This is a genomic window from Microbacterium sp. ARD31 (assembly GCF_031844425.1).
Genome location: NZ_JAUZVE010000004.1, coordinates 233,269 through 246,312, shown reverse-complemented (window position 1 = coordinate 246,312; position 13,044 = coordinate 233,269). Strand labels below are relative to the sequence as shown.

The following is a 13,044-nucleotide window of genomic DNA, read 5'->3' as shown; positions in this document are numbered from 1 at the left end:
AGCGGCGCATAGGCTGGAAGGATGCCTCGCCTGAACCGTGCTCTCGCGATCGCGTCCGGCATGGCGGCCCTGTCGACGGTCCTCGCGCTGCACGCGTCGCCCGCGGCGGAAGAGGCATCCCGGCTCTCGTCGGCCGCGCCGGACGCGTCGGTCCACGTGATAGCCGCCGACGACGAGTCGACCTCGCGCACGGCCGAGGACATCGTCGCCGCCATGTCTGTCGAGCAACGGGCCGCATCGGTGGTCATGGGACACGTCGCAGGCACGGACCCCGATCGGCTGGCCGCATACATGCGCGACACCGGCATCGGCGGCTTCATCCTCATGGGAGCGAACGTGCCCGGGGATGAGGAGCGCCTTCGCGAGATCACCGCGGCGCTCACTGTCGACCAGAGCCTGCCGCCGCTGCTGGCCATCGATCAGGAGGGCGGCGACGTCACGCGGCTCCCGTGGGACGGGTTCCCGTCATCGCTGACCCTGAAATCGGCCTCGCCGGACGAGGCCGAACAGGCATTCTCGGCCCGGGCGGCGCTCGTCATGCGCTCGGGCATCGGCGTCAACTTCGGCATCGTCGCCGACGTGGCGCCCGACCGGGCGTCCTTCATCCACCGCCGGGCCCTCGGGACCACCCCGTCGGAGACCGCCGACCGCGTCGCCGCCGCCGTCGCGGGTGAGGCGCCCGGGGTGCTCTCCACGCTGAAGCACTTCCCGGGCCATGGTGCGGCCCCCGGGGATTCGCACGTCGGCATCCCGCGCACCTCGCTGTCGCGGGATGCGTGGGAGAGGACGGACGGGCGTCCGTTCGTCGCGGGCGTCGAGGCGGGCGCGCCGCTGCTGATGTTCGGTCATCTCGCCTACACCGCAGTGGATGACGCACCGGCGTCGCTCTCAGCGGAGTGGCACCGTATTGCCCGCGAGGATCTCGGATTCGACGGCGTGGCGATCACCGACGACCTGGGGATGCTCCAGGCGTCGGGCGCCCGCTCATTGCGAGATCCTGTGCGCAACGGAGTGCGGGCCATCGCGGCGGGCAACGACATGGTGCTCACGGTCATGTTCTCGGACGCGCGCACGGCGCCGCGCATCGCCGCCGGCATCGCCGACGCCGTCGCGGACGGCTCTCTGCCCGCCGAGCGTCTCGACGACGCGGCGCAGCGGGTCATGGAGCTGCGCCTGCGGATCGCGGATGCGGGAGGCGCGATGCTGCCGTGTCAGGTGTGCGAGCCGGTCGGCTGATCGGCACGGGGAAGCGGCTCGATCAGCTCGGGACCGTTGTTGCGGACGTTCCCCACCGCCTTTCCCACGACATGGTCTTCGAGGGTCTCGGCCACCGCCGGAGCCGCGTCGATGGCGGCGTCCAGCACATCACGGACATTGTCGGTGGTGGGATCGAGCCAGGCGTCGGCATGGTCCGGATCCATGAACAGCGGCATCCGATCATGGATGGAGCCCAACCGCCCGATCGAGTCCCGGGTCAGGATCGTGAAGCTCAGCAGCCAGCGATCCGCGTCGTCGTCCGCTTTGGACTCATCGCGCCACCATTCGTACAGGCCCGCCAGGAACAGGGGCGAGCCGTCCGCGGCATGGATGTAATGGGGGACCTTCGCATCCCCTTCCCGCTTCCATTCGTAGTAGCCGGATGCCGGTACGACCGCGCGTCGTTTGGCGAGCGCTCCGCGGAACATGGGCTTGTCCTCGAGCTCCTCGGAGCGGGCGTTGAATGCCCGCGCGCCGATCGAGGGGTCCTTCGCCCAGCCGGGCACCAGCCCCCATCGCGCCGATTCCAGACGCCGGGTGGGGGGTTCCGTCTTGGCGGAGTCGAGCACGATCGCGACGCGATCGGTGGGAGCGACGTTGTACGACGGGGCGGGGAGGTCGTCGCCCTCGACGTCGACGCGGAGAACGCCGACGAGCTCGGATCCGACTGCCGCCACGACGAAACGTCCGCACATGCCCCCAGCGTACGGCCGCCCGCCGACATCGTCAGCGTTCGACGATCCCGACGTCCTCGAGCCGCTCGAGCAGGCCCGCGCCGTCGGATTCGGTGACCCACGGGACCGCCGCCGCGGAGTGGTCGTTCACCGCGGTGCGGCCACCCGCGAGGACCGCCTCGGCGGGTGAGAGCCGTCGGATGGCGACACCGGCGACGTTTCCGGGGTGTTCGCTGGTGAAGGTCGTGTAGAGCTCGTCATCGTGCTGGCCGTCGTCGCCGATCAGCAGCCACTTCACGTCGGGGAACTCCTGGGCGAGGCGGCGAAGATTGGTGGACTTGTGGATCTTGCCGCTGCGGAACCAGCGGTCGTGCGTCGGGCCCCAGTCCGTCAGCAGCATGGCGCCCGACGGGAACAGGTGGCGTCGCAGGAAGCGGATGAGCGTCGGCGCCACGTTCCACGCGCCGGTGGACAGGTAGATCAGCGGCGCACCCGGATTCTCTCGCACGATGCGCTCCAGGAGCACCGCCATTCCCGGTACCGGCTGACGGGCGTGCTCGTCGACCACGAAGGAGTTCCAAGCCGCGATGAGCGGGCGAGGAAGCGCCGTCACCATGACCGTGTCGTCCACGTCCGAGACGATCCCGAACTTCTGATCGGGCGCGACGACGAACGTGCGGGTCTCGACGGGGTCGCCTCCCTCCACGGACATCGTGAACGTCTGCCACCCGGGCTCGAGGCTCGCCGGCAGCACCGCGTCGATGACGCCGCCCCGATCGGAGACGACCTCGTGGGTGACACCGCCGATCGTGACCTGCACCTGGGCGAACCCGATGGGAACGGCCGCGAAGCTGCGCCAGCCGCGCACGCTCGCGAACTCGCCTTTGCCCGGTCGCGGCGACGGCGGGAGGATCAGCACCCTCCCGAGGACGCGCACCCAGTCGGTGCGCGCGTAGCCGGGGAAGGGCGTCACGCTCGGCGTGAGACCCCGCGCGCGGGCCCGGCGCTCTCGCCACGAGTGGAATCGGTGCTCCAACCGGGCGAGCCACAGGACGTCGGGGCGCAGGGAGGCGTCGGAGTTCGGCATCCCCGTCAGTCTTTCACGTCGTCCTGAACCGTGTCGGCATGGCGGTCGTCCGCGTCGATGTGCTTGCGCTCGACCCGCTCGATGACTTTCTTGCTGAGCCATATCAGCACCAGGAACGCGGCGATGATCGCGACGAAGATGTATCCCGCCGAGTGCAGCGTCTCGGAGAGCTCGCGGTAGGTGCCCGCCGCCGCGGCGGCCACCGACACGTAGAGCACGGCCCAGAGCGTGCATGCCGGCAGGGTCCACGCCAGAAAGCGCCGATAGGGGAACCCGCTCATGCCGACGGTGAGGGGCACGAGGGAGTGGAGGACGGGCAGGAACCGCGAGAGGAAGATCGCCGGCCCGCCTCGACGGCGCAGGTAGCGTTCGGATCGGACCCAGTTCGCTTCGCCTATCCGGCGCCCGAGCCGGGAGCGGCGGATGGCGGGGCCGAGGAGGCGGCCGAGCCAGAAGCCGATGCTCTCGCCGATGAGGGCGCCCAGCACCACCGATACACCGAGGACGACCCCCTCGAGGGGAGAGGCCACCGCGGTGCCGGCGACGATGACGATGGTGTCGCCCGGCACGATGAGTCCGATCAGGACACTCGTCTCGAGCATGATCGCGAGTCCGGCCAGCACTGTGCGCAGCACCGGGTCGACGCTCTGCACGGCATCCAGGAGCCATGTCAGGAACTCGTTCACGCCACGAGCCTAGAGCGCGATCGAGGGCCCTAGCCTGGGAAGATGACCGACTCGCTGGTCGCCGTGCCCCTGGCGAGGTGGACCGACCCCGCCGACGTGCACGGCGGGATCTTCGCCCGGGCGTACGCGGGATTCTGGCTGGATGCCGGTGCGCGCTCCGAGGACGGCTGGAGTTTCGTCGGCGAGGGGGCGCCCGTCGCCGCGGAAGAGGTCCGTCCCGTGCGTCTGGCATCGGAGGCGCCGACCCCCTGGCCGGCCGGTCCGTTCCGTGGGGGGTGGGTGGGCTGGTTCGACTACGAGGATGCCGCCGCGAGGGCGGGCGCACCGGTCCATCGGCGGAGCGCGGAATCCGCGCTGTGGATCCGCGCCACGCGGTGGGTCGCCTTCGACCACACCCGCCGACGTGCGTGGGCGGTGGCCCCCGCGAGCGAGGCGGCCGCCCTGGCGACCCGCGCGGCCGGCGCCCGTCGAGAAACGGACGCCCCGGCATCCGATCGCGTCGTTCGCGCGAACGCCCGGCACGCGCCCGACGAGTACGCGGCCCTCATCGAGTCCGCACGGGGGGCGATCCGCGAGGGGGACGCCTACCAGCTGTGCCTCACCACCCGCTTCGACGTTGCGGGCGGATTCGACCGCACCGCTGTCTACGCCCGCCTGCGTGCCGCTCATCCGGCGCACCACGGGGGTCTGGTGTGGTGCGCCGGGCGGGCGCTGGCCAGTGCGAGTCCGGAGCGCTTCCTGCAGGTCGCAGACGGCCGGGTGTCGACGTCCCCCATCAAGGGAACGCGGGGTCGCGGCGCCACGGCGGAGGAGGACGCCGCTCTCATCGAGGAGCTCCGGACGAGCGAGAAGGAGCGTGCGGAGAACATCATGATCGTCGACCTGATGCGCAACGATCTGTCGCGCGTGTGCACGCCGGGGTCGGTCGGCGTCGACGCGCTTCTCGAGGTCGAGAGCTATCCGGCGGTTCATCAACTCGTGAGCACCGTGTCGGGGCGGCTCGCCCCCGGCATCACCGTCGGCGATCTGCTCGATGCCGCCTTTCCCGCAGGCAGCATGACCGGCGCACCCAAGCTGTCGGCGATGACGATCCTCCACGATCTCGAGGGTGCGTCGAGGGGCGCGTTCGCGGGATGCTTCGGCTGGGTCGGCGATGACGGCACCCTCGATCTCGCGATGGTCATCAGGTCGATCGTCCTCCACGAGGACGGGGCCTACGTGGGTGCCGGCGGCGGGATCACCTGGAAGTCCGCCGCCTGGGAAGAGGTCGGCGAGGTCGCTCTCAAGGCGCGCGGACCGCTCGCCGCGCTCGGGGCGGGTCTGCCGGCCGAGTGGGCCCGCGTGGAGGTCCGGTAGCCTGGTCCCTGCGCTCCGCGCCTCCGTCATGCCCAGGATTGGTACCCGCTCCGTGAGTCAGACTTCGCCCGAAACCGCCGTGCCCGCCGAGAGCGGGCACGACACCCACGCCGTGCAGCAGAAATGGCAGGCCCGGTGGGCCGAGGCCGATCCGTTCCGCGCGGGCGGAGACGACGACACGCGCCCGCGCAAGTACGTCCTGGCGATGTTCCCGTATCCCTCGGGCGACCTGCACATGGGTCACGCTGAGAACTACCTCTACTCGGACATCGTCGCCCGGGCGTGGCGCCACCGCGGCTACAACGTGCTGAACCCGATCGGGTGGGACTCGTTCGGCCTCCCCGCCGAGAACGCCGCGATCAAGCGCGGAGCGGACCCCCGCGAATGGACGTACGCCAACATCGCGCAGCAGAAGACCGGCTTCCAGCAGTACGGCGTGTCGTTCGACTGGAGCCGTGTGCTCCACACGAGCGACCCCGAGTACTACCGCTGGAATCAGTGGCTCTTCCAGCGCATGTACGAGCGCGGTCTGGCCTACCGCAAAGAGAGCCCGGTCAACTGGTGCACCAACGACCAGACGGTGCTCGCCAATGAGCAGGTCGTCGACGGCCGATGCGAGCGGTGCGGCGCCGAGGTGATCAAGAAGAAGCTGACGCAGTGGTACTTCAAGATCACCGACTACGCCGACCGGCTGCTGGACGACTTGAATCAGCTCGAGGGGTTCTGGCCGCAGAAGGTCATCCAGATGCAGCGCAACTGGATCGGTCGTTCGGTCGGTGCCGACATCGACTTCGAGATCGAAGGACGCGACGAGAAGATCACGGTCTTCTCCACGAGACCCGACACGCTGCACGGCGCGACCTTCTTCGTCGTGGCCCCTGACAGCGATCTTGCGGCCGAACTGGCCTCGGGCGCGTCCGCCGAGGTGCGCATGCGTTTCCAGGACTACCTCGACCGGGTGCAGCGCGAGACCGACATCGAGCGGCAGAGCACGGACCGGCCCAAGACCGGTGTGTTCCTGGAGCGGTACGCGATCAACCCCGTCAACGGCGAACGCCTGCCCATCTGGGCCGCGGACTACGTGCTGGCGGACTACGGTCATGGCGCGGTGATGGCCGTGCCCGCGCACGACCAGAGAGACCTCGACTTCGCGCGCGCGTTCGACCTGCCCGTCAAGGTGGTCGTCGACACGACAGCACCCATCACCGGCGCCATTCCGGTCATCGAGCTCGATGCCGAAGGCGAACCGGTGGACCCGTCGCTGGCGGGCGACGGTCTGGACGACATCCACCCGGCCCGTACCGGCGTGGCGCTGACGGGCGAGGGGCGCATGATCAACTCCGCGTCGCTGGACGGTCTCTCCAAGCGCAACGCCATCGCGCGGATGATCGACCAGCTGGAGGCTTCGGGTGATGGCCGCGCGGCCAAGACCTATCGCCTGCGGGACTGGCTCATCTCGCGTCAGCGCTTCTGGGGGACGCCCATCCCCATGGTGCACACCGACGACGGGCGCATCCTGCCGGTTCCGGACGACCAGCTGCCGATCCGCCTCCCCGAGGCCAAGGACCTGGACCTGACCCCCAAGGGCACCTCGCCGCTCGGCGGCGCGGCCGAGTGGGTCACGACCGTCGACCCCGAGTCCGGGAAACCCGCCCGCCGCGACCCCGACACGATGGACACCTTCGTCGACAGCTCGTGGTATTTCCTCCGCTATCTCTCACCCACCAGCACCGACGAGCCGTTCTCGACCCGCGAGGCGGACAAGTGGGGACCCGTCGACTTCTACATCGGCGGTGTCGAGCACGCGATCCTCCACCTCCTGTACGCGCGCTTCCTCACCAAGGTCCTGTTCGACATGGGACTGGTGGAATTCACTGAGCCCTTCTCGAGCCTCATCAATCAGGGGATGGTGATCCTGGGCGGGGCGAAGATGTCCAAGAGCAAGGGCAACCTCGTGCTCTTCCAGGACGAGCTCGACGCCCACGGCGCCGATGCGCTCCGCGTCGCCCTGGCGTTCGCCGGGCCGGTGGAGGACGACAAGGACTGGAACGACGTCTCGACCACAGGGGCGCAGAAATTCCTTGCACGCGCGCTCCGCGTCGCCCGCGACGTCACGAGCGAGCCGGACGTGGTGTGGGCCGAGGGCGACGCCTCCCTCCGCCGCGTCACCCACCGCCTGCTGGCCGACGTTCCCGGGCTGGTCGAGCAGACCAAGTTCAACGTCGTCGTCGCTCGTCTCATGGAGCTCGTCAACGCGATCCGCAAAGCGATCGACACCGGCGCTGGCCCCGCAGACCCCGCCGTGCGGGAAGCCGCCGAGGTCACGGCCATGGTGCTGGACCTCGTCGCGCCTCACACCGCGGAGGAGATGTGGGAGATCCTCGGCTACGAGCCCTTCGTCGGCCTCGTGCCGTGGCGGGCTCCCGACACGACGCTGCTCGTGGAGGACTCCGTCACGGCCGTCGTGCAGATCGACGGCAAGGTACGTGCGACGCTCGACGTGTCGGCGCGCATCGACGCCTCCGAGCTGGAGGCCCTGGCCCGAGGCGATGAGCGCGTGGTGCGATCGCTCGGCGACAAGCAGATCGTTCGTGCGATCGTCCGCCCACCCAAGGTGGTCAGCTTCAGCACCCGCTAGCTTCTCCTCCCCAAACGCTCTCGGCCGCGCGCCCGTCCACGGATACGCTCGGCCGCGCGACCCGCCGGTGGGCGCACGGTTGACTGCGAGGCGTGGGCAACGCTGAGGGGGAAGCGCCGGCCGACGCGCGGCGCCGCCTCGGTCTGGGCGCCGCGGTCGTGCTCGTCATCGCCGCGCTGGCGGTGACGGTGGGGATCGGGCTCGTCCGCAGCGCGGCATCGCCGGTCGACGTCGTGCCGATGGAACCGGCGGAGGACTCGGCCGCGCCGAGCGAGGAGCGCTCTGCACGCGAGCTCTACGTGCACGTCTCGGGTGCCGTCGGCGCTCCGGGACTCTACGTTCTGCCAGCGGACGCGCGAGTCGTGGACGCCGTCGCCGTCGCAGGCGGCTTCACGAGCGACGCCGACCGCGCCGCCGTCAACCTCGCGCGACCGCTCGCCGACGGAGAGCAGCTGCACGTCGCGGTCGAGGGCGAGGCGAGCGAGGGCGCGCAGGGCGCGGGTGCTCCTCTCGCCGGCGCGGCTGCGCCGCCCGGGACCGGCGCCGGCCTGATCGACCTGAACACCGCGGACCTGAGCGCCCTCGACACGCTGCCGCGCATCGGTCCCGCACTCGCGCAGCGGATCATCGACTGGCGGGAGGAGAACGGACGGTTCACCAGCGTGGACGATCTGCTCGCGGTGCCGGGCATCGGTGACGCGGTACTCGCCGGCCTCCGCGATCTGGTGACGGTGTGACCGCCGACCTGCAGCGCGCGCTGCGGCTCGTGCCGGTCGCCGCGGCCGCATGGCTGGCAGCCGGGATCGCGATAGCCCACACTGACATCGCGCCGACGATCGCGGCGTGCGCGTGGTGCGCTGCCCTGGTCGTCCTCATCGCCGCGGCCGTCGTCCGCACGCGAACGACGGGACGCCGGCTCGTCGTCGCGGTCCTCGCCCTCTCGCTCGCCGCCGCGGCCGCGACCCATGTCGCTGCCGCAGAGCCCGCCCGTCACGCCGCGCGTGAGGTGGCAGCCGGGTCCGGACGCCACGTCGAGGTCGACGCCGTCGTCTCGGGGAAGGTGGAGCCGCGCCCAAGCGGGAGGGTGGCGTTCGACGCCGTCACCGAGCGCATCCGCGCGGGTGAGCAGGTTCGTCGGACGGCCGTGGCGGTCACGGTGTGGATGGACGCCGGGGAGGCGGGACAGCTCGACGTCGGCAGCGCCATCAGCGTCGCCGGCTCCGTCCGGGACGCCAGACCCTCCGATCGGGCGTTGTTCGTCGTCTCGGCAGCCGAAGGCGGACTCTCGCTCCGCGCTCCGCCGCCGCCGATCCTCCTCGTCGCGGCGGAGCTGCGGCGTGGGCTCGTCGGGTCGGCCGCCGGCCTCCCCGGTCCGGGAAGCGGCCTGGTGCCGGGGCTGGCCGTGGGAGACACCAGTGCGGTGAGCGACGAGCTCGACGCGGCGATGAAAGCCGCCTCCCTCTCGCATCTCACCGCCGTCTCGGGTGCGAACTGCGCGCTCGTCGTCGGAATCGTGTTCGCCCTGTGCGCCGTCCTCGGGGCCCCTCGGCCCGCGCGGGTGGGCGCGTCGGCGCTCGCGCTGGCGGGGTTCGTCGTCCTGGTGACGCCCGAGCCGAGCGTGGTGCGCGCCGCGACGATGGCGGGCATCGCCATGGCGGGTCTGCTCCTGGGCCGGACGGGAGTCGGAATGGCGGTGCTGTCGCTCGCGGTGGGCATCCTGCTGGCGGTCGACCCGTGGCTGGCATCGTCCCTCGGCTTCGCCCTCTCGGCGTGCGCGACCGCGTCGCTGCTCCTGCTCGCGCGGCCGCTGGCGGCCGGACTTGCTCGCCGGATGCCGCGCCCGCTCGCCCTCGCCCTCTCGGTGCCGCTGGCGGCACAGCTGGCGTGCGGCCCCCTGCTCGTCCTGATCGAGCCGGTTGTCCCCACGTACGGGGTGGTGGCGAACCTGCTCGCGGGCCCGGCGGCGCCGGCTGCGACGATCATCGGACTGCTGGCATGCCTCGCCGGGCCGGTGCCCGTCGTGGCCGACGGCCTGACCGCTCTCGCGTGGCTCCCCGCATCCTGGATCGCAGGCACGGCTCTCACGATGACGTCACTGCCGTTCGGCGCCATTCCGTGGGTGGAAGGGCTGGCGGGAGCGGGTCTTCTCGCGGGCGTCGGCGCCGGCGTCGCCGTGGTGATCGCGCGCCCCCATGGCGGAAGGCTGCGCGGTCTCGTCGGTGCGGGACTCGCGGCGGTGACCGGAGTCGTCATCGGCGCAGCCATGCTCACGACGTGGGCCGCACCCTGGACTCTCCCGCCGGAGTGGGCGGTGCTGGCCTGCGACGTGGGCCAGGGTGACGCGCTCGTGCTCCGCAGCGCCGCCCGGGTCGCCGTCGTCGACACGGGACCCGACCCCGAGGCGCTGACCTCGTGTCTCGCGCGCGCGGGTGTCCACAGTGTCGACCTGCTCGTGCTGACGCACTTCGACGCCGACCACGCGGGCGCGGCGTCCGTGCTCGCCGGCCGCGTCGGGACGGTCATCCATGGACCGGCCGACGCGGACGGCCGGCAGACGATCGCCGCGCTGGTGGCGGAGGGGGCCACGGCGGCGCCCGTGCACGCAGGGATGACGGGAGTCCTCGGCGACGCGCGATGGCGGGTGCTCTGGCCGCGGGCACACAGTCGCGCGTACGAGCCCGGCAACGACTCCAGCGTCGTCATCGAGATCGCCGGGGCCGGCATCCCGCACTCGCTCCTGCTGGGTGACCTCTCGGCCTCCCCGCAGGAGGGTCTGGTGCGCGACGCGGTCTGGAACCCCCCGTACGACCTGGTGAAGGTCGCCCACCACGGCAGCGCAGACCAGTACGCCGAGCTGTACCGGCAGGCCCGGCCCGCGGCCGCCGTCATCACGGTCGGTGCCGGCAACACCTTCGGGCATCCCCGGGCCGAGGTGATCGATCTCCTGGGCGGGATCGGCGCGCACCTCTCGCGAACCGATCGCCACGGCATGGTGGCGGTGTGGGCGACCGATGAGGGGTTGCGCGTGTGGCGCGAGCGGGACGGTGTCGTGCCCGCTGACTAGGCTGAGGGGATGGCATACAGCGCGCGTCGGCCCGCCGCGTCGAAGACGCGAAGCGCGATTCCGCAGATTTCGTGGCGAACCCCGCAGCCGGCGCCCATCGTGCTGGTCTCGGGCCCCGAGGACGTGTGCGCCGAGCGCGCGATCGCCGGCGTGCGGGAGTACCTGCGCGCCGAGGACGCCAGCCTCGAGGTCTCGGACGTCCGTGCCGACGACTACGGCCCGGGATCCCTTCTGGCGCTGACGTCTCCGTCGCTGTTCGGCGAGCCGCGCCTCGTTCGCGTGACGGGTGTCGAGAAGTGCTCCGATGCCTTCCTCGCCGAGGCGATCTCCTATCTCGAGGCACCGCAGGACGGTGCCACCGTGATCCTCCGGCACACCGGCGCGAGCGTGCGCGGCAAGAAGCTCCTCGACGCCGTTCGCGCGGGGACAGGCGGCGGCGTCGAGATCGCCTGCCCCGCCATCAAACGGGAATCCGACCGGTTCGACTTCGCGGCAGGGGAGTTCCAGGCGGCGCGCCGCCGCATCGCGCCGACCGCGCTGCGGACCCTCGTCTCCGCCTTCGCGGACGATGTGACCGAACTCGCCGCAGCCTGTCAGCAGCTGATCGCCGACGTCGACGGCGACGTCACGGACGAGGTGGTCGAGCGCTACTACGGCGGTCGCGTCGAGACCTCGGCGTTCACGGTGGCCGACACGGCGATCGCGGGCCGCTACGGCGAGGCTCTCCTCGCGCTCCGGCACGCGCTGGCCTCGGGCGCCGACCCGGTGCCGATGGTGGCGGCGATCGCCTCGAAGCTTCGCACCATGGCTCGGGTGGCCGGCAGTCGCGAGCCTGCGGCGGCGCTGGCGGCCCGCATCGGACTCAAGGACTGGCAGGTCGATCGTGCGCGCCGGGACCTCTCCGGCTGGACCGAATCCTCGCTCGGCACGGCCATCCAGGCCGCGGCGCGCGCAGATGCCGAGGTGAAGGGCGCGTCACGGGACCCCGTGTTCGCACTCGAGCGCCTGGTGACCGTCATCGCCACGCGCGGCGAGAGCATCGCTCAGCGCTGAGGGCGGCACACTGTCGGCCGCGGTCGGGGACCGGAACGACGAAGGCCCGCCCCTTCCGGGGCGGGCCTTCGTCTGCAGCGCGGGCTCAGAGAGCGGCGACCTGCTTGGCGATCGCCGACTTGCGGTTGGCGGCCTGGTTCTCGTGGATGACGCCCTTGCTCACGGCCTTGTCGAGCTTCTTGGACGCCTTCGCGAGCGCCTTCTCGGCGGCGGCCTTGTCGCCTGCGGCGACGGCCTCGCGGGTGCGACGCACCTCGGTCTTCAGCTCGCTCTTGACGGCCTTGTTGCGCTCGTGCGCCTTCTCGTTGGTCTTGTTGCGCTTGATCTGCGACTTGATGTTCGCCACGTGTCGACGTTCTTTCGTTCGGAGTTTGATCGATGGTGTTGTCGGTTGGCACGAGAGGGGCACCGCGCGACGGTCGTGAGGGAAGAACCCACACGCAAGCCAATCAGCGAGTTTATCAGGTTCGCTCGAGTGTCGTGAGCGCGACGTTCAGCACGGCATTGAACACGTCGGGCCGCATGGCCGTCACGAGGTGCGTCGTGCGCGGAACCACGACCAGCTCGGCGTGGCGGGCGATTCCCAGGAAGAGCTTCTCGTTGACGCGCAGCTGATCGTACTGGCCGTTGACGAACCACATGGGCGCATCGATGCGGTGGAGGGCCGTCAGCAGGTCCAGCACCGACAGGCTGCGCAGGGCGACGTCCTGCATGTCGTAGGCGTACCCGCCGGCGCCGAAGTCGAAGCGCGTCTCGGGGGGCAGGGTCCGATCGAGCACGCGATCGGCCAGCCACTGCCCGCGTCCGGGGAGCCGGTCCAGGCCCCGGGCGAGGAAGCGGTACGCGGTCAGCCCGACGCCGCGCGGGACAGCGGTGCACGAAGCCGCCACGAAGCCGGCGATCGGGGGTCGTTCGGGGGCACCGGCGTACTCGATCGAGACGAGACCGCCCATCGAGTGACCGACCAGCAGGACCGGACCGCGCTCGGCGGCGGCGCGCACCGCCGCGTCGACGGTGGCGATGGCGCCCTCGAGCGTGAAGGTCTCGCCCATGCGGGTGCCGTGACCGGGCAGGTCGACCGCCGTGACCGGGTTGCCGCGCGCCTCGAGATACGCGGTCTGCGCGCGCCACATCGTCGAAGACGTGCGGATGCCGTGAACGAGGACCACCTGCACCGCCATGGTTCCACGCTAATCACCCTCCGAGCGATCGGGCGCCGCCCCGCCCGG

At 71.2% G+C, this 13,044-nt stretch carries 11 protein-coding genes; 6 read left to right on the top strand and 5 right to left on the bottom strand.

Annotation, left to right across the window (positions count from 1 at the left end):
• Window positions 1–21 precede the first annotated feature (21 nt).
• Window positions 22–1,236 (top strand): glycoside hydrolase family 3 N-terminal domain-containing protein, encoded by a 1,215-nt coding sequence (locus Q9S36_RS14740; protein WP_311285750.1) that lies wholly within the window; start codon window positions 22–24, stop codon window positions 1,234–1,236.
• Here Q9S36_RS14740 and Q9S36_RS14735 read toward each other — a convergent pair.
• Genes Q9S36_RS14735 through Q9S36_RS14725 form a run of 3 tightly spaced genes read right to left on the bottom strand, consistent with a single transcriptional unit; the run spans window position 1,212 to window position 3,704 of the window.
• A complete protein-coding gene (locus tag Q9S36_RS14735) occupies window positions 1,212–1,952 on the bottom strand; it encodes an SOS response-associated peptidase (protein ID WP_311285749.1) in 741 nt (246 codons plus the stop codon). The two genes, Q9S36_RS14740 and Q9S36_RS14735, sit on opposite strands and share 25 nt — an antisense overlap.
• 31 nt (window positions 1,953–1,983) lie before the next feature.
• Window positions 1,984–3,018, bottom strand: coding sequence for a phosphatase domain-containing protein (locus Q9S36_RS14730; RefSeq protein WP_311285748.1), 1,035 nt, complete (start codon window positions 3,016–3,018; stop codon window positions 1,984–1,986).
• Window positions 3,019–3,023: 5 nt separating this feature from the next.
• Complete coding sequence (locus Q9S36_RS14725) at window positions 3,024–3,704, bottom strand: DedA family protein (RefSeq protein ID WP_311285747.1); 681 nt, start codon at window positions 3,702–3,704, stop codon at window positions 3,024–3,026.
• Window positions 3,705–3,746: 42 nt separating this feature from the next.
• Here Q9S36_RS14725 and Q9S36_RS14720 point away from each other — a divergent pair, with 42 nt between their 5' ends.
• The 5 genes from Q9S36_RS14720 (at window position 3,747) to holA (ending at window position 11,815) form a co-directional block, all read left to right on the top strand.
• Window positions 3,747–5,060, top strand: coding sequence for an anthranilate synthase component I family protein (locus Q9S36_RS14720; RefSeq protein ID WP_311285746.1), 1,314 nt, complete (start codon window positions 3,747–3,749; stop codon window positions 5,058–5,060).
• Window positions 5,061–5,088: 28 nt separating this feature from the next.
• Window positions 5,089–7,698, top strand: a complete 2,610-nt coding sequence (leuS, locus tag Q9S36_RS14715) for a leucine--tRNA ligase (RefSeq protein WP_396653768.1) — start codon at window positions 5,089–5,091, stop codon at window positions 7,696–7,698.
• 92 nt (window positions 7,699–7,790) lie between these two features.
• Window positions 7,791–8,435, top strand: coding sequence for a ComEA family DNA-binding protein (locus Q9S36_RS14710; protein WP_311285745.1), 645 nt, complete (start codon window positions 7,791–7,793; stop codon window positions 8,433–8,435).
• Entirely contained in the window at window positions 8,432–10,762 is a 2,331-nt protein-coding gene (locus Q9S36_RS14705) for a ComEC/Rec2 family competence protein (RefSeq protein ID WP_311285744.1), read from the top strand. The genes Q9S36_RS14710 and Q9S36_RS14705 overlap by 4 nt, the downstream gene beginning before the upstream one ends.
• Before the next feature lie 9 nt (window positions 10,763–10,771).
• Entirely contained in the window at window positions 10,772–11,815 is a 1,044-nt protein-coding gene (gene holA, locus Q9S36_RS14700) for a DNA polymerase III subunit delta (protein ID WP_311285743.1), read from the top strand.
• Between the two features lie 85 nt (window positions 11,816–11,900).
• Here holA and rpsT read toward each other — a convergent pair whose 3' ends face one another.
• Both rpsT and Q9S36_RS14690 read right to left on the bottom strand, forming a co-directional pair.
• Window positions 11,901–12,161, bottom strand: coding sequence for a 30S ribosomal protein S20 (gene rpsT / locus Q9S36_RS14695; protein ID WP_251449757.1), 261 nt, complete (start codon window positions 12,159–12,161; stop codon window positions 11,901–11,903).
• 115 nt (window positions 12,162–12,276) lie between these two features.
• Window positions 12,277–12,996, bottom strand: coding sequence for an alpha/beta hydrolase (locus Q9S36_RS14690; protein ID WP_311285742.1), 720 nt, complete (start codon window positions 12,994–12,996; stop codon window positions 12,277–12,279).
• Window positions 12,997–13,044: the final 48 nt, after the last annotated feature.

Excerpts from the sequence above, each read along its gene's own strand:
- Q9S36_RS14740 (WP_311285750.1), top strand. The coding sequence starts at position 22 with ATGCCTCGCCTGAACCGTGCTCTCGCGATCGCGTCCGGCATGGCGGCC.
- Q9S36_RS14735 (WP_311285749.1), bottom strand. The coding sequence starts at position 1,952 with ATGTGCGGACGTTTCGTCGTGGCGGCAGTCGGATCCGAGCTCGTCGGC.
- Q9S36_RS14730 (WP_311285748.1), bottom strand. The coding sequence starts at position 3,018 with ATGCCGAACTCCGACGCCTCCCTGCGCCCCGACGTCCTGTGGCTCGCC.
- Q9S36_RS14720 (WP_311285746.1), top strand. The coding sequence starts at position 3,747 with ATGACCGACTCGCTGGTCGCCGTGCCCCTGGCGAGGTGGACCGACCCC.
- leuS (WP_396653768.1), top strand. The coding sequence starts at position 5,089 with ATGCCCAGGATTGGTACCCGCTCCGTGAGTCAGACTTCGCCCGAAACC.
- holA (WP_311285743.1), top strand. The coding sequence starts at position 10,772 with ATGGCATACAGCGCGCGTCGGCCCGCCGCGTCGAAGACGCGAAGCGCG.
- Q9S36_RS14690 (WP_311285742.1), bottom strand. The coding sequence starts at position 12,996 with ATGGCGGTGCAGGTGGTCCTCGTTCACGGCATCCGCACGTCTTCGACG.